The sequence below is a fragment of the Acinetobacter sp. TG2027 genome (assembly GCF_000302435.1).
In the GTDB taxonomy this organism is placed as follows: domain Bacteria; phylum Pseudomonadota; class Gammaproteobacteria; order Pseudomonadales; family Moraxellaceae; genus Acinetobacter; species Acinetobacter pittii.
Genome location: NZ_AMJN01000001.1, coordinates 108,941 through 131,562 on the forward strand (window position 1 = coordinate 108,941; position 22,622 = coordinate 131,562).

The 22,622-nt window shown below is 41.0% G+C and carries 15 protein-coding genes and 2 tRNA genes; 13 read left to right on the top strand and 4 right to left on the bottom strand.

Annotation, left to right across the window (positions count from 1 at the left end):
• The first annotated feature begins 80 nt into the window (after positions 1-80).
• Positions 81-1,433, top strand: coding sequence for an MFS transporter (locus B806_RS0100525; RefSeq protein ID WP_029768945.1), 1,353 nt, complete (start codon positions 81-83; stop codon positions 1,431-1,433).
• Positions 1,434-1,523: 90 nt separating this feature from the next.
• On the opposite strand, the gene abaI is transcribed toward B806_RS0100525, so the two are convergent.
• Both abaI and B806_RS0100535 read right to left on the bottom strand, forming a co-directional pair.
• Positions 1,524-2,090 (bottom strand): acyl-homoserine-lactone synthase AbaI, encoded by a 567-nt coding sequence (gene abaI / locus B806_RS0100530; protein ID WP_079380981.1) that lies wholly within the window; start codon positions 2,088-2,090, stop codon positions 1,524-1,526.
• 63 nt (positions 2,091-2,153) lie between these two features.
• Positions 2,154-2,570 (bottom strand): DUF4902 domain-containing protein, encoded by a 417-nt coding sequence (locus tag B806_RS0100535; protein WP_017402497.1) that lies wholly within the window; start codon positions 2,568-2,570, stop codon positions 2,154-2,156.
• A 782-nt stretch (positions 2,571-3,352) separates the two neighbouring features.
• Here B806_RS0100535 and abaR point away from each other — a divergent pair.
• From abaR to B806_RS0100580, 9 genes are all read left to right on the top strand, one after another.
• Entirely contained in the window at positions 3,353-4,069 is a 717-nt protein-coding gene (abaR, locus tag B806_RS0100540) for a LuxR family transcriptional regulator AbaR (protein ID WP_014208103.1), read from the top strand.
• A 680-nt stretch (positions 4,070-4,749) separates the two neighbouring features.
• On the top strand, positions 4,750-6,639 hold the full coding sequence (locus B806_RS0100545; RefSeq protein WP_017402498.1) for a fatty acyl-AMP ligase: 1,890 nt from the start codon (positions 4,750-4,752) through the stop codon (positions 6,637-6,639).
• Between the two features lie 50 nt (positions 6,640-6,689).
• The gene (locus tag B806_RS0100550; RefSeq protein WP_079380983.1) at positions 6,690-8,465 is read left to right on the top strand and encodes an acyl-CoA dehydrogenase; all 1,776 of its coding nucleotides are present in this window, start codon (positions 6,690-6,692) and stop codon (positions 8,463-8,465) included.
• Positions 8,462-8,722 carry an acyl carrier protein gene (locus tag B806_RS0100555; RefSeq protein ID WP_017387390.1) on the top strand — a complete coding sequence of 87 codons (261 nt, stop codon included), beginning with the start codon at positions 8,462-8,464 and terminating at the stop codon, positions 8,720-8,722. The genes B806_RS0100550 and B806_RS0100555 overlap by 4 nt, the downstream gene beginning before the upstream one ends.
• Positions 8,719-12,678, top strand: a complete 3,960-nt coding sequence (locus B806_RS0100560; protein ID WP_017387389.1) for a non-ribosomal peptide synthetase — start codon at positions 8,719-8,721, stop codon at positions 12,676-12,678. The genes B806_RS0100555 and B806_RS0100560 overlap by 4 nt, the downstream gene beginning before the upstream one ends.
• Positions 12,679-12,702: 24 nt before the next feature.
• Positions 12,703-16,449 carry an outer membrane lipoprotein-sorting protein gene (locus tag B806_RS0100565; protein ID WP_017402499.1) on the top strand — a complete coding sequence of 1,249 codons (3,747 nt, stop codon included), beginning with the start codon at positions 12,703-12,705 and terminating at the stop codon, positions 16,447-16,449.
• Entirely contained in the window at positions 16,446-17,720 is a 1,275-nt protein-coding gene (locus B806_RS0100570; protein ID WP_017387387.1) for a hypothetical protein, read from the top strand. Before B806_RS0100565 ends, B806_RS0100570 begins: the two co-directional genes overlap by 4 nt.
• A 55-nt stretch (positions 17,721-17,775) precedes the next feature.
• Entirely contained in the window at positions 17,776-19,641 is a 1,866-nt protein-coding gene (locus B806_RS0100575) for an alpha/beta fold hydrolase (protein ID WP_017387386.1), read from the top strand.
• Positions 19,634-20,395 carry a 4'-phosphopantetheinyl transferase superfamily protein gene (locus B806_RS0100580; RefSeq protein ID WP_017387385.1) on the top strand — a complete coding sequence of 254 codons (762 nt, stop codon included), beginning with the start codon at positions 19,634-19,636 and terminating at the stop codon, positions 20,393-20,395. The genes B806_RS0100575 and B806_RS0100580 overlap by 8 nt, the downstream gene beginning before the upstream one ends.
• A 163-nt stretch (positions 20,396-20,558) precedes the next feature.
• Here B806_RS0100580 and B806_RS0100585 read toward each other — a convergent pair.
• Positions 20,559-20,634 (bottom strand) — tRNA-Gly (locus tag B806_RS0100585).
• 45 nt (positions 20,635-20,679) lie between these two features.
• A tRNA-Gly gene (locus tag B806_RS0100590) sits at positions 20,680-20,755 on the bottom strand.
• A 230-nt stretch (positions 20,756-20,985) separates the two neighbouring features.
• Here B806_RS0100590 and B806_RS0100595 point away from each other — a divergent pair.
• The 3 genes from B806_RS0100595 (at position 20,986) to B806_RS0100605 (ending at position 22,617) form a co-directional block, all read left to right on the top strand.
• Complete coding sequence (locus tag B806_RS0100595) at positions 20,986-21,294, top strand: BolA family protein (RefSeq protein WP_002114074.1); 309 nt, start codon at positions 20,986-20,988, stop codon at positions 21,292-21,294.
• An 11-nt stretch (positions 21,295-21,305) separates the two neighbouring features.
• The gene (locus B806_RS0100600) at positions 21,306-21,698 is read left to right on the top strand and encodes a SirB2 family protein (RefSeq protein WP_017387384.1); all 393 of its coding nucleotides are present in this window, start codon (positions 21,306-21,308) and stop codon (positions 21,696-21,698) included.
• Positions 21,699-21,774: 76 nt separating this feature from the next.
• On the top strand, positions 21,775-22,617 hold the full coding sequence (locus B806_RS0100605; RefSeq protein WP_005071966.1) for a ParA family protein: 843 nt from the start codon (positions 21,775-21,777) through the stop codon (positions 22,615-22,617).
• Positions 22,618-22,622 lie beyond the last annotated feature (5 nt).

A 22,622-nucleotide genomic window follows, 5' to 3' on the forward strand; every position in this document is an offset into this window, starting at 1 on the left:
GAGACCTGAAAATGCTTATGGTCAGGGCTGGTCATAAGCATAAAAAAGATAAAACAAGAAAATCTAAAAAGGATATTACGATGCAATCAATACATGGAAACGGTTCAAATACTAAAAAGTCGTCACATCGATTAGCAGGTATCTCTAGCATGGTCGGCACCACCATTGAGTGGTATGACTTTTTTATTTACGGTGCGGCGGCGGCGCTCATTTTTAATAAGCTATTTTTCCCAAATCTGGATGCACTTACCGGCGTGCTTGCTGCATTTGCCACCTATGCCGTTGGATTTATTGGGAGACCGTTAGGAGGCTTAGTCTTTGGTCATTTTGGTGACAAGATTGGCCGTAAATCGATGTTGCTACTGACCTTGATGCTCATGGGGATCCCAACCGTACTGATTGGCTTATTACCGACTTATGAATCAATTGGATATTGGGCTGCGATTGGTTTGGTTGTCTTGCGATTCATTCAAGGGATGGCAATGGGGGGTGAATGGGGCGGTGCTGTACTGATGGCCGTTGAACATGCTCCCGAAGGTGGTAAAGGGTTCTGGGGAAGTTTGCCTCAAGCCAGTACAGGTGGTGGTTTAATGCTAGCCTCAATTGCACTAGGACTAGTGTCGTTATTACCTGAAGAAGCGCTGTTTAGCTGGGGTTGGCGTTTACCATTTCTTGCCAGTATTATTTTACTGGCAGTAGGTTGGTATATTCGTGTAAAAGTGCCAGAGTCACCAGATTTCGAAAAAGTAAAACAGCAGTCTGAAGAAGTCAAAGTTCCTGCTTTACAGGTTTTTAAAAACCATCCAAAGCAACTCATCACCATTATTTTGGCTCGCGCTGCCGAAAATGCATGGTTCTATATTGCTTCAACATTTACTTTGGCTTATACCACCGCACAACTTGGAATCCCGCGCCAAGACATTTTATTTGCCACCATTTGCGGCGCAGCCGTCATTTTATTTATGACGCCTTTATGTGGACATTTGTCGGATAAAGTCGGCCAACGCAATATGTTTATGTTTGGCCTATGCATATTGGCGCTTTACTGCTATCCATTTTTTACCATGCTCAATACAAAAGTTCCGGTATTAGTGTGGACAGCAATTGTTTTGGCAATTGGTGTTGTGTTCCCAATTATGTATGCGCCGCAAGCTCAGCTTTTTGCACGTCAATTTCCAGCGGAAATTCGTTATAGTGGAATCTCGATTTCGGTACAGTTGGCTGGCGTATTAGGTGGCGGTTTAGCACCAATGATTGCTACTAAATTATTGAGTGTCGGGCAGGGTAATCCATATCTAATTATGCTTTATATTGGAAGTATGGCTGTAGTCGCAATTATATCGACGTCATTTATGCCGCGTGATTGGAGTGTTAAAACGGATGAAGCTTATTATAAAAAGTCGAATTTAAATTTAAAAACCAAAATTGATTAATAGCTATTAATGTTTCTTAATCGTATTGCTACCTAACTATATAAAAATTGGGACTCATGCCAAAAATATGTATGAGTCCCAAATAAGAAATTAAATATCAATCAAGCATGCAAACATCGCATAGCCATCAATAACCATGGGTGGGCCTGCACGATGAGCACGAAAACCCGCAGCACGTAATAACCGTTCTACCCCCAGAGGAGAGGTGGTAATGAGTTGTTTTGCACCTTGTTCTCTTGCAAAGTTGATAGATTCTTGCAGAATTGCAATAGAGACGGGCGATGACACAGCTTGACTAGCTGAAGATGGCGGATTCGAGAAATCTACTGCTGAGAATCTTGATAACTCCCAAATTTCTGGTGAGCAAGGAATAGGCATTCCATTAAGTAATTGAGGAAATATCTCACCAAGTAAATAAGGTTGAGTAGTCGGTAGTAATCTGGCACAACCAATAATATTAGATTCTCTATCTTGAGCGACGACATAGGCGGTATCGACTTTGTCAAACTGATCTAGTTCTTCATTATTAGGACAGTTCAACTCCCAACCTAAATATTCAACAAATACCCTATAGCGGTAATTTTTAAATTTAGTATATAGGCCTTCTGAAAAATTATTTTGAAATCCAGCAATAACATTCATTACAAGTGCTTCCACTTATTTTTCAAGTGACTTTACTTAACAGGTGGGGAAGCGGTAACTGTAAGAATTTACAGGTTTCTAAGAGAAATATGGAGTTAATTTAGCCATTGTTTGGGTTGTATTGATTTGGGCATAAATGAACTGTTCCCAGAACAAAGTATCGATTTTCTTTTCAATTAGTGTTTCAGTAACTTTAAATCCAATATCTGTACCAGATACATCAACAAGCATAATATTGCTTCGAGGCAGTCCAATTCTTTTTATACTCGTGATGCCATTGTACTCAATAAATTCCCAATCCCATCCCGTACTTAAAGCTGGGGTCAGTGATGTTGCCCATTCAGTAAAACCATAATAGAGAATTTGAGAATCTTCAATTTGTGTTGATTCAACAATAGATATGAGGTGTTGGAGTGGATAGTTCATAAGCTGATTTTCATTCAGTCGAATAAAACCATCTGCTGATATTGAGAAATGAGGAGGGATGGTGACCATGCTACCTGTTCAAGTGACTTGAATTGGGGTTCAATGGATAAATAACATAAATTATTGCCAATAAAATACTGTTATGTTTAACAGGTTAAATGTAATTGTATGGCATACACCGTTAAGCTGTTCTTACTAGAGAGTTATTCAGCCTTTAAGGCTTACTTATGAAAAAACAAGAATTTTGTAGTTTTAATATGCAAACTGCCTTTTAAAAAATGCTAAATAGATTGGAGTTGTTGTAGATCTTTTAGTGTGCATCAAGTCTCATTGTTAAAATAATAATTCTAAGCAAGGTGAGTTGTAATGTAATTGCTTGATTTATTAAATTATTAAAGGTGTGTTTAGTTTCTTTGTATAATAATTAGTAAAATTATATCGGCTAGATAGGTGATAGAAAATATTGTTTAATTAAATTAATGAAAACTGAATATTAATAATAATTAATAGATCTTCTGATCTTTTTTAAAATACTTATTTTTTGGAATAAAATGCATCCTGTAAAATTTAATTTTTCAAGCATAATTCGCACATGGAATATAACAACCTTAGAAGCTCTCATAAATTTAGTTTGTCTGAATAATTTGCAACCATATCTGGCTTAAAAGAGTTGTTAATTAGATGATGAGTTCAAAATCTGAAATTGAGAAATCAGATAAATAAAATTAGGTATCTAAAAGCTTTGTTGAAATAAAGGTAAACGAAGAGACCTACGCTTCAATTGGATTGTTTGAATTCACAATATGCAACTGAACAAAAAATGATTTGTGAATGGAGTCTAATGAGAGTAAATGGAAAATTGGCAAGAGGATTTATTATCAGAATTTCTGATCGTAAAAAATGAATACCAGCTGTTTGAGATCGTTAAATCTACAGCTTCAAAGCTTGGATTTGATTATTGTGCTTATGGTATGCAGTCGCCATTATCTATTGCTGAACCAAAAACGATTATGTTGAATAATTATCCAGAAGCATGGCAAAAGCGGTATATGGAACAGCAATACGTGAAGATAGATCCAACTGTGCAGCATTGTATGGTATCACTTCAACCTCTTGTCTGGTCGAGCCAATTTGCAAAGACACAAGAAGAAAAAGATTTCTGGGAGGAGGCACGCTCTTATGGCCTTAATGTCGGTTGGGCTCAGTCAAGCCGTGACTTTATTGGAACCAGAGGGATGTTAACACTCGCAAGATCCAATGACCAATTGTCGGAAAAAGAGCAAAAGGCACAATATACAAATATGTATTGGTTGTCTCAAACAGTGCATTCTAGCATTGCTAAAGTTGTAAATGAGGTGGAATTTGCTCAGTTTAATCTTTATTTAACGAACCGAGAAAAAGAGGCACTGCGTTGGACTGCTGAGGGTAAAACGTCAGCAGAAATTGCCCAGATTCTAGGGGTGACTGAAAGAACAGTAAATTTTCACCTCGGAAACTCAATGCAGAAGTTAAATGTGAATAATAAAATTTCAGCAGCTATCCGAGCTGTGATGTTAGGACTTTTATAAAGTATACCTATAAATAATACATCTGAATAAAGTAAATACTTGTAATATTTATATTTTAAATCAATCGTTACCACAACTTGTTATAAAAGCTATTTATTTGAGTTTTATTTTAAAATTAAACCAAATGGGAAAATTTAATTCCATATTATTTTATTATTCATAATCTTATATGGGTGTTAAAAGTAATTATATTAATTTTAAAAGTTTGTATTGGTTGTAGGAAATTATAATATTGAAATATGATTTATTTTTAAATGAATAATATGGGTAGATTGTTAATATATACTTAAGTGGTCTATTGGTATGTCAAATAAGAATTAAATATCTATAAAATAATTATGCCAACTAATAAGTCGCTTATGGATTGAAAGCTTTTAGATACTTGTTTAATACTAAAAAAGTAAAGATAAAAATGAATTTAATTTTTAATCTAATTGCAAAAATAAAAAATAGAAATGAGTAAGACAATTTATAAAAGGCGTCCAGCTTCTCGATTTTTATAAATATAGGCCAACCTGTAAGCACTTACAGGTGTAATAAATAGCACCCACACATAAAATATAATGTGAATTTATATTTTAAACAAAAAGTATATTCATTTTTATTAAAAGCCCCGACGAGAAATGTAATTTCTAAATTAGCGAATTTTAAGGGTGCATTATAATTAATCGGAGTAAGTTATGGCTGTAATGGATACGGATAATATCATTGCAACATTGGAATCCCACGCAAATTTAAATGGAAGTAAGGTTGCTTTCGAGTATTTAGGGCGTCAATCGGGTGGTATTCAGTCTCTTACGTATAAAGATTTGAACGCTCGGGTTCAACATCAAGCTCAGGTATTAATGAATCTTGTAGACAGTGGTGATCGCGCTGTGTTGCTGTTTGAGCCTGGGTTGGACTTTATCGTATCGTTCTTTGCATGTCTAAAAGCTAAAATTATCGCGGTACCAGTCAGCCTACCTTTTAATCGTAATGGTTTTTCTAATATTTTGAATATTATGAATGACTGTGAGCCAAAAATAGTACTCACCACCAAAAAGATTCTTGAGCTATCAGGTCTGATCACATTAAAAGCTCAAAATGAAAGCTTAATATTACATGCCGTTGATACTGAGCTACAGCGTGATTTGGTACAAAAAGATTTCCCGCTCATTACTGAAGAAGATATCTGCTTCCTGCAATACACTTCAGGATCAACAGGTTGGCCTAAAGGGGTAATTGTTACCCATAAGAATATTATGGCAAACGAAGTCATGATTGCTGAAGCTTTTGGTACACAACCTGAAGATATTGGCCTTACATGGCTACCTGTTTATCACGATATGGGCTTGATTGGTTCAGTTTTGCAAACTGTGTATGTGGGCCTGACTTGCTATGTCATGTCACCGCTAGACTTTATTCGTAAGCCTCTAAAATGGCTGCAATTTATCAGTGAAAAAGGTGTCACGATTACTGGTGGACCAAACTTTGCTTATGAATTATGTCTGCACCGCATCTCTGATGAGCAGGCTGCATCACTTGATCTGAGTCGTTTACGTGTGCTGTTTAATGGTGCTGAGCCGATCAAGGCTCACGTCATGCAACGCTTCATGGAAAAGTTCAATACTCAGTCGGAACTGAGACTAGATACTTTCTTGCCATGCTATGGATTGGCAGAGGTTACGCTTTTAGTTAGTGGTGTGACTGGTCCTCTCAATGCAATTTCAATCGATCGTGACAAGTTAAATGCCAATCTAATACAGGCCAGTCAAGATCCGACCGCCGTGCAAGTGGTGAGCTGTGGCAAGATCTCGGCACATATTGATTGCCGTATTGTCAATCCGCATACCCGTCAAGAAGTAGCGGCTCATGAAGTTGGTGAAATCTGGCTAGCAGGTGAGAGCGTTACAGCAGGTTACTGGCAGAAGCCAGAGGTCAATCAGGAAACTTTTGCGGCGACTATCATTGATGACGCGGGTCAGCCGAGTCAAGTGCACTACTTGAGAACGGGTGATATGGGCTTTGTCAAAGACGGAGACCTATATGTAACAGGCCGCCTTAAGGATGTGATTATCATCCGTGGCAAGAACTATTACCCGCAAGATATCGAATGCTCTGTTGAAATGGCACATCCTGCTGTTCGTAAAGGCTGTGTTGCGGCAGTGAATATTGCTGATTCTGAGGGTGTTACGGTTGTACTTGAGATCAAGAAGAAATCACTAGACAAGACTCTCAATTTTGAAGCCATTAGAACTCAGGTCAAGGAACAAGTGACAGCTGATATTGGCTTACCTGTAGAAGGTGTCTATTTACTGCATCAAGGCCGAATTAACAAAACTACTAGCGGCAAAATTAGAAGAAGAAAAATTAAAGAGCAGATCGAACGCGGTCAACTGGTCTGTTTAACCCATCCAAACCGTAGAACGGTGATTGCTCGAAACTATGTCAAAAACGGCTTAGAAGTCATCCGTGATCGTGAGCAGCGGGGGCAGCTGATTCGTTATAGCTCCAATCTTCTCAACTCAATGATCAAGGAACGTGAAGTACGCACGCTGATTTTTAATCGTCTGAAAAGTGCTTTGTTTTAACCCTTACCCTTTAATCATTTGAGTGAAAATCCATGTCACTTACATCCAATTTGCGGCAGTTTCAGTCTGCTGCTCGTCTGGAGCAAATTTTAGGCTCCGTACATGATAACAACAACGATTTTTCTTGGTCCGCTGCCATCGAGCGTGATGAGAAGGAACAATATCCTCAGCGTGCTGTTGATTTTCTGAATGCGGTGGGTATGAACCGTTTCTACGTACCTTCAGAGCTCGGAGGTCGTATGGAAATTGGTGAAGAGTTGCTATATCTGCATCGTGTGTTGGCACGACGAGATCTAACTATCAATTCGACCTATAGCACGAACGCTTGGTCTGTGATTGTGTGGATCGGCGGTAATGCGAATCAATGCCAAAATATTGCTAGCCGAATTTTAAGTGGTGCTGCTCCAGCATTGGCTTATAGCGAGAAAGCGCATGGTGCTGACCTATTATCTAGTGAAGTGACAGCACAGCCTGCCGAGAGTAAATACATCTTAAATGGCGAAAAATGGTCAATTAACCGCGCCACTTTAGGAGACTCTTTAAGCCTGATCGCTAAAACATCGAACGATCGTGGACCACGTAGTTTGAGCGCATTCTGGCTTGATAAGCGTCATATGGCTTCTAAAGGAACATATAGTTTGAACCGCCTGCCAACAGTGGGTATGCGTGGTTTAGATATTAGTGGTATTGGCTTTAACAACGCTGAAATTCACAAAGATGCTTTGATCGGTGAAGAGGGCCAAGGGTTGGAACTTGGACTCAAAACCCTACAGGTAACGCGTGCATATTGCAGTAGTTTCTCGCTGGGGGCTGGCGATACGATGCTACGAATCGCGACCGAGTTTGCTATCGAACGCGAGTTATATAACAAAAAAGTAATAAGCATTCCATTAGTGCGTGAGCAACTTGCTACAGCCTATGCCTATCTATTAGCAGCGGAGGTGTTATCACTTGTTGGCGCGCGCGGATTACACGTTTGTATTAATCAGTTCAGTACATGGTCGCCAATCGTCAAGGTACTGGTGCCTGAGTATGTAGAGTCACTTGCCAAGATCACTTCTTCAGTGCTTGGGTCACGTTTCTTCTTAAGAAATGCATATGCAGATGGAATGTACCAGAAAGCATTCAGAGACCATCTGATTGTTAGTGTGTTTGACGGAAGTAGCACCGTTTGTCTAGACAGTCTGAGTTTTCAGCTCAAATCAGCCAATAAAGGTCGTAGCAAAAAAGCCGACCATCTCAACCAAGCCGAAGCCAAAGCACGTTATCGCCAGTTGTATGACTTACAAGTGGAGACAGACGCTATTGATTTCCGTGGGCTTGAGATTTTCAACCGAGATGGTGATTTGGTGATGGAGTCGCTGGGGACAATCATTGAAATGCTCAACGATGCCGAAGCCACAGTAGGGTTGTCTACTGAAATGCTATCTACGCTACGTGAGCATGCAGACCGGCTTCTGGTTGAACAGCGTACATTAGATCAAAAAATTCAGAATTACTTTACAAACTCTGAGGAAAGCAAAGAGTTTGAAACTTTGCGTTTTAGTCTCGCTCGAGGCTACGCAGAACTGTTTGCCCGCATTGCTGTGCTGGGTTTCTGGGTTTTTAACCGTCATGGCTTAAGGACTGCTTTAAAGGATGGAGCATGGTTGATCATTTTCCTAAATGCTGCGGAAGGGCAGACATCTCCCCCTATTACGTCATTACGTGAAAGCACATTAGCAGATTTGCTAGACCGGATTTCAACCAACCACATGTTATCTGTTATCGATTTCGCATTGGCACCGCGTGATGCCAAACCAGTTAAAGAGGAGATTACCCCATGAATAAGGATAAAGTTTACTGGAGCGCGATCATTCGTACGCTAGTAGCTAAAGAGATGCGTGTAGAGCCTGAGACGATTGATCCAGAGCAAAATTTTACCAGTTATGGTCTTGATTCGATCGTTGCTTTGTCTGTGTCTGGGGACTTAGAAGATCTGACAAAACTGGAACTTGAGCCGACACTGCTATGGGATTACCCAACAATTAATGCATTGGCTGAATATCTAGTTTCTGAGTTGCAACAGGGAGTTGCTTCATGAATAACATTGCGAGCCTAGAACCAAAAATTCTGTCGCGTCATGCGATTTCTGCAGAACAGCTTGGTATTTGGTATATCCAGCGTCTTGAGCCAACTTGCAGTGCCTACAATATGGTGGTGGCTTTTGATGTGAAGGTCAACCAGCCATTAGGCAATAAGCCGATGGAGATTTTGGAAGCAGTGTTACATGATTATCCGTTACTACGTGTAAGCATGCCTGCCAATGATCAGGGTATCGAGCAAATCATCTGGGATCGTGTATATCCTAATATCATTCTCTCTGATGCTCGTCATGTTGAAGCTTCTGATTTGACGAAATTAGTCGAACAGGATACCAAGCAACCATTTGACCTGACTCAGCCACCGTTGTGGCGTATCCATTGTTATGAGCGTGGTCAGAACCACTATGTGATTGCAGTTGTGATTCATCATGCCTTAATGGATTTCTGGTCAATTGGCTTGTTGCTGCGTGATGTCTGCAAGCGTTTTGGACTGGTAACAGAGTCAAATCTAGTGAACGGAATCGAGTTCGCTCAATATGCAGATAAGCAGAAGAGCAACGTGATTGGTGATGCTGATGAAAGCTTACTTTTTTGGAAAAATGCGTTAAAGCATGCTCCACATGTGCATAGCATTCCACTTGATTATCCACGTCCAGCTGTGCAACAGCATAAAGGTAGCTCGGTAATTTTCCGTGTACCTGAGTCAGTATCGTCTGGTCTTGTAAACTTGGCGAAAGATTATGAAATTACCTTGTTCGGTCTTGTATTATCGGGCTTCTATATCCTCCTGAACAAACTATCGAATGAAAATAATCTAGTCGTTGCCACAGCAGTAGCAGGTCGACTTGAACGCTCTTTGCGCAATGCACTAGGACAGTTTGTTAATACAATTGCTCTTAACATAGACATCGATGCTGATCAGACTTTACGTCAATTTACACAGCAGGTGCAGGAACAATTAAAACAGAGTCTTAAACATCAAAAAGTTGCTTTTTCCAGAGTGGTTGAAGCTGTTTCACCAAAGCGTGATGGCAGTATTAACCCGTTGGCTCAAGTTGGAATGTTCTGGGAACGTCTAGGTGGTTTGGATGAGTTTAAAGAATTACTCTTACCAATCCAGAATCCAGCTACTTTAGTCGGTCAAGATCTTACGCTAGGAAGCTTTCCGGTTCGCCAACAAGAAGGCCAACTAGATATTATGCTAGAAATGGGCGGTGAATATCAGGGTGAACTGGTTGGTGTACTGAAATACAACTCTGAAATATTTTCTGCGGAGTCTGCCGAGAATATGGTGCAACTACTGCAAGTTGTACTATCGGAAATGGTGGCTCATCCTGAACGTAAGATCGTTGAGTTAGATATTGCACCCGATTATGCGAATGGCATTCAGCTAGGCTACCTACGTGGTCAGGTGACTGATTATCCTCGACATGATCTACTGGGAATGATTCTAAAACAGATCGATGAGCGTGGTGACAATCATGCTATGACCTCTAGAGATCATGCTGTCAGCTATCATGAGTTAGGTCAGCATATTGCTGGGATTGCTGAATATTTACGTGCACATGGCATTACCAATGGGGATCGTGTAGGTCTGATGGTAGACCGCACTGTGCTATTGCCCGCGGCAGTCCTCGGAATCTGGGCGGCAGGAGCAGCATATGTACCGTTGGATCCTAGTTTCCCAAGAGAACGTTTGCATAACATCGTAGAAGATGCTGAACCTAAAGTCATCTTGACTCAAACTGACTTGATGGATGCTCTTACAGTCTCTGTACCACGTCTAGATATCAATCAAGCTGGTGTTATTCCCCTTGAGCAAGTACGTGAGACGCTTGCCTTTGGTGATACCGCTTATGTGATGTACACCTCAGGTTCGACAGGTAAGCCTAAAGGCGTGCGTATTGGGCATCCTTCAATAGCTAATTTCTTGTTGTCTGTGAACGATAGGCTTCACGCAACTGCTGATATGCAGTTATTAGCGATCACTACTTATGCGTTTGATATTTCCGTTGTTGAACTATTGATTCCACTGATGTACGGCGGTGTGGTGCATGTGTGCCCACGTGAGATATCTCTAGATGGTAACCTGCTGGTTGAGTATATGCAGGCGAAGTCGATCAATGTTATGCAGGCAACGCCGTCCTCTTGGAAAATGCTCTTGGACAGTGAGTGGAAAGGTATCCCACATCTAACTGCACTTAGCGGAGGCGAAGCGCTAGATCCTGTACTCGCAGAAAAACTACTGAGCAAAGTCAGCTGCCTTTGGAATGTCTATGGCCCGACCGAGACAACTGTGTGGTCCAGTGCAGCCCACATCACCGATGCCAAATATATTGATTTAGGCGAACCAATGGCGAACACCCAGCTTTATGTTCTTGATGAACAGCAGCGATTGGTTCCACGAGGCGTTATGGGAGAGCTCTGGATTGGAGGCGATGGTCTTGCAGTCGATTACTGGCATCGACCTGAGTTGACAGATGCACAATTTAGAACTTTACCATCCCTACCAAATGCTGGTCGACTCTATCGCACCGGAGATAAAGTCTGTCTGCGAATGGATGGGCGTTTGACTCATCATGGACGTCTGGATTTTCAGGTCAAAATCCGTGGATTCCGTATTGAGCTAGGCGAAATCGAGAATGTCCTCAAACAGATCGATGGTATTACAGATGCAGTAGTCTTGGTTAAGACCACAGCCGACAATGATCAGAAACTGGTGGCTTATGTGACTGGACATGATATTGAAATGGCTGGTTTAAAAAAGACTCTGCAAATCCATCTTCCGGCTTATATGGTGCCAAGTACGTTTATCCGATTGGATGAGTTTCCAATGACGGCTAACAATAAGTTAGATCGTAAAGCATTCCCTGAGCCAGTGTTTGAGCAGAGCAACGATTATGTTGCTCCACGCGATTCGATCGAAATCGAGTTATGTACTACCTTTGAGCAGATTTTGTCAGTCAAGCGAGTTGGTATACATGATGATTTCTTTGAATTAGGTGGGCATTCATTACTGGCTGTGAAACTTGTCAATCATCTCAAGAAGGTATTTGGTACCGAATTATCAGTTGCTTTACTTGCACAGTACTCAACTGTTGAGAGTTTGGGGGAGATCATCCGTGAAAATAAAGAAATCAAACCTTCAATCGTAATCGAACTGCGCCGCGGAACTTATGAACAGCCGCTATGGCTCTTCCATCCGATTGGTGGCAGTACCTTCTGTTATATGGAACTCTCGCGTCATCTCAACCCGAACCGTACTTTACGTGCTATTCAATCTCCGGGTCTGATTGAAGCAGACGCTGCTGAAGTGGCGATTGAAGAAATGGCGACACTCTATATTGCTGAAATGCAAAAAATGCAACCTCAAGGACCTTATTTCCTCGGTGGCTGGTGTTTCGGTGGTGCGATTGCATACGAGATCAGTCGTCAGTTGCGTCAAATGGGACAACTGGTCACAGGGATTGTCATGATCGATACACGTGCTCCAATTCCAGAGAATGTGCCTGAAGATGCTGATGATGCCATGCTTTTGTCTTGGTTTGCTCGTGATTTGGCTGTGCCTTATGGCAAAAAGCTGACGATATCAGCGCAATACTTGCGTGAATTGAGTCCAGATCACATGTTTGATCATGTGCTTAAAGAAGCTAAGGCCATCAATGTCATACCTCTGGATGCTAACCCATCAGATTTCCGACTTTACTTTGATACCTATTTGGCGAATGGCGTCGCACTACAGACCTATTTCCCAGAGCCTGAAGATTTTCCGATCCTTTTGGTTAAAGCCAAAGATGAGTCAGAAGATTTTGGGGAGAGTCTCGGCTGGGATCATTTGATCAAAGATACACTTACACAAGTGGATCTACCTGGTGACCATTCATCGATTATGTTCGCTGAGAACGTTGCGGCTGTGGCCAAGACAATTGATCAGATGTATCCAATTCCTGCATAAGAAATACAAGAAGGTAGAACCACTATGGTGACCATAGAACATGCTTTCCTTATACCGGCCGAGATTGATAAGGTTTTTAAATATCTTGCAAACCCGGGCAATGATGCAAGCTGGCAATTGTCATGTAAGCATTCAGAGCTACTAGACACTACTCCGCGTGTGGGCAGCAAGTATGAACTCAATTTGAGCTTTGCTAGTCGTGAGTTGGCCTTTAAAGGTGAAATTACACATCTGGTACCGAACGAATTGTATGCCTTCCAAGTGTTAGAAGGGCCGTTTTATTACAAAGGTACTTATCGCTTCAAAACGCATCCAGAAGGTACATGGATTGAGTGGTTGTTTGAGGCAGAGCCGGGCGGCTTTTTTGGTGTATTTCCTAATGCACTGCTAAAAAAAATGGTTCTTGCCCAGTTCAAGAAAGATCTTGCTAATCTTCAGGCGCTGGCTCAGAAGGGCGGAACCTATGAGGCAGTGAGTACGCAAACGCAAGAGATTGAAGAGCCATCGGTAGAGGTCGAAAAAACATCGGAGAAGATTGAAGAACCATCGCCAGAGATCAAAAAACCATTGCAGGAGATCAAAGAATCATCGCAAGAGATCGAAAAACCACTTCAAAAGACTCATCGAATGATGGAGCAATATGCGCGATGGATTCTCAGACATCGCCGTATTGTACTGACGGTGGTCATGCTTTTGACGATTGCTTTGGCATATCTTGCATCTGGTGTAAAAATTATTATTGATCCAGGCGCACTTGCACCGAATGGGCATCCTTATATCACCTCGACCAAGCTGATCGAAAAAAAATTCGGCTCCAAGTATATGGTCGTGATTGGTATTACACCGAAGCAAGGTGATATTTATCAGCCGCAAGTGTTGGAAAAAGTCAAACGTATTACCGAAGAAGTGGACAACGCCCCCGGCGTTGTTCGATCAACTATGATGAGTTTGGCTGCACGTCAAGCGAAAGGGATCATGGCTAATTCGGAAGGGTTTGATGCCAAAAAATTATTGCCGACCAGTTCAGTCACTCAGGATGATATCGATCAACTGAAAAAAGTGTTGGCAATGAATCCCACTTATATGAATTCAGTGGTGTCTAAAGATCAAAGAACTGCTGCAATTTTGCTTGAGCTTGAGGAAAGTCCAGAGGGCTTCCAGAAGATGATGGCTCCGATCAACAAAATTGTAGAAAGCGAACAATCTAAAGATATGACGCTCAGTGTCGGCGGTAATCCTGTCTATCTAGATAAAGCTGAAGATTACTCTAAGCGTATCAATATCTTGTTCCCGATTGCCGTACTGGTGATTGGATTGTTGCACTTTGAAGCATTCCGCAGCAAGCAGGGCTTGATTCTGCCACTCGTTACAGCTTTGCTTGCTGTGGCATGGGGTATGGGCATGATGGGGCTGTTCAAACAGCCGATGGATATCTTTAACTCGCCTACGCCAATTCTGATTCTGGCTATTGCAGCAGGGCACGCCGTGCAATTGCTCAAACGCTACTATGAAGATTTTGATCGTCTGATTGCTCAAGGGATGCAACCTAAAGCTGCCAATAGTGAAGCTGTGGTGCAATCTTTAGTTCGTGTTGGTCCAGTTATGGTGCTGGCTGGCGGAATTGCGGCAGCTGGATTCTTCTCTCTGTTGACCTTCAATATTCCAACCATTCGTTCATTCGGTATTTTTACTGGAATCGGGATCATCAGTACGCTGATCATTGAGATGACTTTTATTCCGGCACTACGCTCAATGTTGCCACCGCCTTCGGTTACGAAGGTCAAACGCAAAGGGCTACCGATCTGGGATTGGATTCCAAATCGTATTGGCGATGCCATTTTGTCAGTTCGTCCACGAATGATATTAATGACTGCGATTGCGGGAATTGGTGTCTTTCTTGCGATCGGCACGAGCCGTATTGTGGTAGATAACGATAGTCGGAATTTCTTCTCTCGTGACCTACCGATGCAGCAGGATGACAGATTCTTGAATCAGTCACTTGGTGGCACAAACAGCCTTTATATTATGGTCGATACGAAGGTCCGTGACGGTATTGAAAACCCAGAGATCCTAAAAGCGATTGATAATACAGAGAAGTTCGCGAATTCAATTCCAGAGGTTGGTAAAACAATCTCTATCGTGGACTATATCAAAAGGATGAATCAGGCAATGAATGCCGATCAGCCACAGGCATTTCAGGTTCCTGCAACCAAAGATGTTGTTGCTCAATATCTGCTGTTGTATTCAATGTCTGGTGAGCCGACTGATTTTGAATCCTACATTGATACTACTCAGCGCTATGCCAAGATCACGATTCTTATGAAAACGGGCAGCAACCACCGTATCAAAGAAATCCTTGAGTCGCTAAAAACGTATATGGCGGCTCAATTGGGTGACAAGGCTGTAGTGAGTTTTGGTGGTGACGTGACGCAAACCATTGCTTTGACTGAAACAATGGTTCACGGCAAGCTTATGAACATTCTACAAATTTCATTTGCCGTATTCTTTATTTCAGCACTGGTCTTCCGTTCGATTTCAGCTGGACTGATTGTTCTGACACCACTTTTGTTCTCAATTCTTGCCATCTTTGGTGTGATGGGCTGGCTCGACATTCCGCTCAATATTCCAAATTCCCTTATCTCGGCCATGGCTGTAGGTATTGGTGCGGATTACGCAATTTATTTCCTCTATCGTTTGCGTGAAATCTTGCGCGAAGAAGGGGGAGATATCAAAGATGCTATTCGTAAAACATTAAGTACTGCTGGTAAGGCTTCTCTTTTTGTCGCGACTGCGGTCGCTGGCGGGTATGGCGTATTGTCCTTATCGCAGGGCTTCCACGTACATCAATGGCTGGCGATGTTTATTGTGATTGCGATGCTATTCAGTGTGTTTGCAACCTTAATTATGGTACCTACAATGATTCTAATATTAAAACCTCGTTTCATCTTTTCCTCAAATAAGAAAAGCATCCCCGTTGCACAAACTGTTGTGACAAGCCTTTTGTTAGGTACTGCGCTCACCTTTTCATTACCTAAAACATCTCATGCAGATGAAGTTCAAGATATTGTTAATCGTAGTGATGATGCCTCTAAATTCTTGACTTCAAGTGCTAGTGCCAAATTTATTTTGACTTCTAAAAATGGCGAGCAACGTGTGCGCTTGACTAAAAATATGACTAAGCTTGCTGGAAATACTCAGAACAATATGCGTTTGACCGAGTTTATCTCGCCTGCAGATGTACAGGGAACCACGACGTTATTGATTGAGAACTCAAAAGGCAGTGATAGCATGTTTGTCTATTTGCCTGCATTGAAAAAAGTACGCCGTCTTGCATCAGCGAATAAGGGTGATGCTTTTATTGGTACGGACTTTAGTTATGGTGATGTACTTGGCTATAAGTTAAGTGACTGGAAGTACACCAAACTTGCAGATGGCAAATTTAATGGCAAAGATTGCTATATGATCGAAGCAACGCCAATCAATAATACGGTGAAGAGTGACTTTGGTTATAGCAAACGTCGCATGTGCATACTCAAAGACAACTTTGTTACAGCAACCATCGATATATGGGACACAGCAGGCAAACCGTTAAAGCATATTGAGTTCACGGATATCCGTCCTTACGGCAAAGTGAAACCAAGATGGCAAGCCATGAAATCTATGGCGAAGAATCTGCAAACTCAGCATATGACACAAGTGATCGTCAATGATTTTGTCGCAGAAAAAACCTTATCGGATAAGCTTTTCTCACCTCAGAGTCTTGAAAAATGACGCAAGGTGCCTATTGGGTATTTGCATGCTGCAGTAGCTTTATGCTACTGCAGCATGCTTATGCAGATGACAGCGAAATGAGTTTTGTGAGCCAGAACTCAGCCAGAGTCGATGTCTGGTCATCAGATCGTGATTTAAGTTCGTTAAAAAACATTGGGCAAGCAAGTTTCTGGTCCAATGGTACGCTCAAGTTTAACCCTGAGTTTAAGATCCATTACGACATAAATATTGGAGACGAAACGGACCATACTGTAAACCCAGATCAGGTGAGTAAGGTGAATCGCAACTTACGTGAGTTGTACGCCTCTTACAACTGGGATCAGACGTTCTATCTTGATGTTGGCCGCCAGATTGTCGTCTGGGGGAGAGCTGATGGGATTAATCCAACAGATAATCTATCACCCCGTGACTATACGCGCCTAGTACCAGATGAGACAGATCAACGTCTTGGAAATGATGCAATCAAATTGACATATATTCCTGAATCTGGAACCAATAAATGGACTGCATTGTGGTATCCGCGTAGTCGTTCAGATGTAATTCCATTGCGTCAGATTGCTGGTGTTCAATATGACATAGACCGTAAGAGCCGACCTGCATTTGCAATGCGCTGGGATTATTCTGTAGATGGTTTAGATGTTGGTGCATCATATTTCTCGGGTTTGGATCATATGCCCGATCTGTCAGTTCTTTCAGCGTCTCCAACAGGGGAGGCCACATTGCAGCTGAAAAATAATCCTATGTCTGTTTATGGATTTGATTTCAGTTATAACCATAACGATCTTGTGTGGCGAGGTGAAGCGGCCTATACCCAAACTGACTCAGAAGGTAGTGAAGATCTTACGCACAAAAAAAATAATCTGACTGTAGTCATCGGTCCAGAATTAGCATTGAAGAATTCCACCGTGAGTTTAGTAGGTGTCTATAAACATACGGAGGACTTAAGATCTGCCGATAGTCTAACAAATCCATTATTGAGAGAAGTTTACCGTTATCAGCAAACCATCAGTAACCAATATGAGCGCGATCAGTATGGAGCTATGCTGCGCTATGCACTTAACCTCCTGAATGACAATCTAAAGTTAGAAGTAACAGGTTTCTATTTTGCACCAGAGCCCAATGAGATGTTGAGAGTTCGTATTAATTACAACCTTAATGATCACTGGCAATTGAATGCAGGTGGCGATCGATTCTGGGGCAGAAATGATACGGTGTTAGGACAATTTAGAGATAACAGTCTGGTGTATGCCCAGGTTCGATATAACTTTTAAGATAATTCGCTCCAAAAATAATGCTGGAGTTTGCAGTCCCTAATTAAGGTGATTTATGAATAATTTAAATAATGCAAAAAAAGATAATTTTTCACGGAAGACCATATTAGTAACAGGTGCAGCAGGTTTTATTGGCAGCAGATTGATCGTTGAACTTCTAAGAGAAGGTCATCAGGTGATTGCTGCACTACGCAATGCGGCAACTAAGAAAGACAAGCTATTAGGTTTCATTGCAACACAAGGGCTGACAGATCCATCTATTTCTTTTGTTGAATATGATTTAAGTCATGACTTTAAGTTGGACTCTCTACTAACGGATGCTCAAACAAAGATCCATGTTGTTTATCATCTTGCAGCATCATTTAATTGGGGCATTAGCAAAGCTGAAGCTCAGCGTACGAATGTAAAATCAGGACTTGCTCTGATTGAATGGGCTGCGACATTGAAGCAGCTTGAGCGATTTATCTGGATTGGTGGATATCGTGTCGCTACTCCGCCGCAAGAGTCTGCTGATGATTTGTATTATAAATATGGTGGTTACGAAGCTTCGAAAATTTTAGGGCATCAAGCTTTTATTGAGACATGTAAGCGTTTAAATGTGCCATGGACCGCAATAAATCCAGCGACAGTCATTGATGGTTTTTATACTTATGGTGATATGCAATATATTGGTATTGCCGAAATGATTGATAAGTTATATCAAGGACGTCTGCTGGCGCTGCCTGGTGGGGGTGATACATTCCTGCCACTGTGCAATATGCAATATATCGTGAGCTTTCTCATCCGAACGATATCTTTTCCTGAGACTATTGCTCAAGAGTATGTATTACTTGATCCTGCGACACCTAAATTTCATCTTCTAGTTAAGCTAGCTGCTGAGCACTTAGGGGTTATCGCACCACATTTGCAAATACCTAAAGTTCTGCTCGAGAAATTACCTGAGGTATTGCTTGGTAGCTCAAAAGAGCAGCTCGCTTTCATTTCTAATGAAAACTATCATGTCGCTGAGACAGAAAAGATAGCTGTTAAAATGGGTATCGCAGACCTAATCAATACCAGTCCTTATTTTTCTCGTTGGATTGATCGTCTGGTCCTTACACGTTTTGGTCGTATGCAAGCTCCAACGCCTAGCTGTTTCAGCTATCAGAATCGATATTGGACAGAAATCTATACTAAACAACCGGTTGGTTCAGAAAAATCTTCTGCATTATTTTTACACGGTATTCCATTCGATAGCACATGTTGGTTCCCAATAATTAATAAAATCACCTATGATCAGGTCGCTATGATGGACTTACCTGGACTTGGGCGTTCAGGTAGTTATGAGGTGATGGAAGATAACAATCATCAGTTTATTGATAATGCTGCAAAGCTTTTAGCACCAAATAGTGTTGTTATTGCTCACTCGTTAGGATGTTTATTTGCATTGAGTCTTGCACAGAAATATCCAAATAAAGTTGCACGTCTTATCCTTATATCGCCTTATTTCGTGCAGGCACAGGCCGCAAAAATATTTCAAATACAAATCATCTCTAATCTAATTTTCCGTTTTGTATCGAAAGATAAGATTGCTAAAAATCTGCATCCAGATGGGCAAAAAAATCTATCTGTTGGTTATGCGATGGATTCATTACGCCGAGTGTCGGTAGCCAAGCATATTAGTGAGTATATGCATCGTATTAGTTTGCCTCAACAGAGAGTATCTCAAACAGCTTTGTTAAACGAACTTGGTTCTAAAGTTGAAATCATTGTTGGAGAGAAGGACCCAATTGTTACTACAATAAGTCCTAATATTCCTGTACATATCATTGCTGGCGCAGGCCATAATCCGCACGTTACTCATGTAGAAGCGGTTTATGATTATCTCACACCAGTTCTAACCAAATACATCAGCACCACAGCACAGTTCAGTGATGTCTGATATTTCCAAAGTACAGGTTTATGTCTGCCCGGTTTCACGCGTGCCACAAAACCATCTCATATTGAGTCATTATCTCAGCTTTCTCAATGCGGCAGAAAAGTTGAGATATGATCAATATCATCCTCATGCTGCACGACTTTTCTTAATCTCTCGTGTCTTAACGAAGTCTGTTTTAGCAGATAAGTTGGGTATTTCACCCCATGAGGTCAACATTCAATTACAACCTAACGGCAAACCTTTTGTACAAGGCAATAAAGCTGTTTATTTCAATCTTAGTCATTCAGCAGACGTTATTGTTCTTGCGGTGACTGAAGAAGGGGAAATAGGAGTCGATGTTGAACGGGTGGACCGTGAGTTCGATTGGATGCGTGTCGATAGCGTGTTAGCGCCAAGTGAAATTGAATGGATTCAGGAAAATGAAAGGATTGATCCATCCACTGTATATCAACGGTTTTTTCAAATATGGACCTTAAAAGAATCCTATATTAAATGTACTGGCGAAGGAATGAATCGTCATTTAAAGAAGCTCAACTTTCATGTGTTAGCTGAACATATAGAGTTTCTCGATTCAACTCGTGATATTCAAAAGACAGAAGAATATTATTTCCAAAGCTATGTCTATGATCATAACTTTATCTTTTCAATCTGTTTACAGCAGCTTCTTGCCCAAGAAAGATTTGATCTGGATTGTTTTCAATTAGTGCCATGTATATCTACACATCGAATAACGCCAGTACCCTGCAAATATAACTAGATTAACTCGATACAATTACTTATTTAAAAATCTGAGTCTATTAATGAAATATTCGGCCTTGAGCTGAGCTATTCTCAGAATATGCTGTGAATTGATAGAACGTAAAATCATAGGTCGATAAAAAGAAAAAAGCCCCAGTCTTTCGACTAGGGCCTTTTAAATTTGGAGCGGGAAACGAGACTCGAACTCGCGACCCCAACCTTGGCAAGGTTATGCTCTACCAACTGAGCTATTCCCGCATATATAAGCAGTTTTTACTAAAACTTTCTCAAAAAAAACCAATTTGGAGCGGGAAACGAGACTCGAACTCGCGACCCCAACCTTGGCAAGGTTATGCTCTACCAACTGAGCTATTCCCGCGTGCCGCTTATAATACATTAAGCAAAACAAGGGTCAACAACTTTATGCAAATAATTATGCTGATTGCATAAAATAAAAACAGAAATGAGCATTTAGCGGTATTTTTATTGTTAAGTTGCCGAATAAATAGACATTTTGTTTGAAGTCAAAGCATACAAGAGCAACTTTTGTTTGTGTGTAGACAAGGTATACTAGGTTCAAATATACGAATAATCGTAAAAGGAAAAGCTATGAGCCTTGAACAACAGTTGATTGAACGGTTACAAACACTTGCACCTAGCCATTTGGAAGTGATCAATGAGTCTGCCGGGCACGGTGGTTATTTTCCAGGTAAGGAATCTCATTTTAAAGTGATTATAGTGAGCGACGAATTTAATGGATTGCGTTTAGTTCAACGTCATCAAAAAGTATACGCCTTAGCTTCTGATTTGATGAATCCGGGCCAAATTCATGCTTTAGCAATTCATGCTTATTTGCCAAGTGAGTGGCAAGGTCAAGCACCTGCTAGCCCAGAATGTGCACATGCACCTAAAAGCTAAGGGTTAATTTCATGGATGCACATTTACTCACTAAAATTATTCATATGACTGCGGTAGCTACCGCACTTATGGTCTTTGTTTTACGCGCTTCAACTCTGTTTATAGGTGTTCAAGGTGAACAACCCAATCCAGCAGGGCGTAAAGTATTAGTTGCCTTACAACATTTGTCATTTACCGTGGTTTTCATTACGGGTGCAATTTTGTTAGTCATGAAAGACTTTCAAGTACAACCGTGGTTTTACGCTAAAATTATTCTATTTTTAGTGTTGTTATCTTCCCTGATGAAAGCCTTTAAAAAAGATGACACTCTTTTGTTGGCACAGCGTCGTGCAGGTTTAGTCATTAGTGCGATTGCATTTATTGCTATTATTATCTTAGTGATTGTGAAACCTGTTTTTGCTTAATTGTTCTACATTCTTTGCCTTTTTGATTAAGCTCTAGGTTAAACTGCGTACAGTAAAATAATATGCAGAGGGAAACATGTTAACTCGTGTGGTGTTTAACCAAAAAGGCGGTGTAGGGAAATCAAGTATTACTGTAAATTTGGCTGCAATTAGTGCCAAACATGGCTTAAGAACATTGGTGATCGATCTTGATCCTCAAGCCAATTCTAGTCAGTATCTTTTAGGTGACGAAGCAACCTATTCTGCTGAAAAATCAATTTTAGAGCCAAATATCGAAAATTTCTTTGATGATGTGTTGGGCAACAATCAACAAAAGGGTTTAATCGGTAACGCATTAGGTTCAATTTTAAAAGCTCCAAGAAATAAAGATCTCGACAGTTTTGTTCATTCAACTCCTTTTGCAAAATTAGATGTGCTTCCAGCAAGCCCTACTCTTGGCGCACTTGAACATGCACTTGAAAGTAAACATAAAATTTATAAATTACGTGATTCGATCCAAAACTTAGTTGGGCGATATGACCGTATCTATATAGACACACCACCAGCATTTAACTTTTTTACTCTTTCTGCTCTGATTGCGGCAGATAAAGTACTTATTCCTTTCGACTGTGATGTTTTTTCAAAGCGTGCGTTACAAACATTGATTGAAAATGTTCTCGAAACGCAAGATGATCATAATGATCGCTTGGAAATTGAAGGAATTGTGGTGAATCAATTCCAATCCCAAGCAAAATTACCTCGGGAAGTGGTTCAGCAGTTAAAAGATGAAGGGTTGCCTGTACTCAATAGCATGTTACCGCCTTCGATTTTGATGAAAGAATCGCATCAGAAAAATTTACCTTTGGCCCATTTGGCACCCGAACATAAATTGACTCAAGCTTATGAGACATTGTTTGGTGAGATTGAGCCAAAACGATAAGAGAA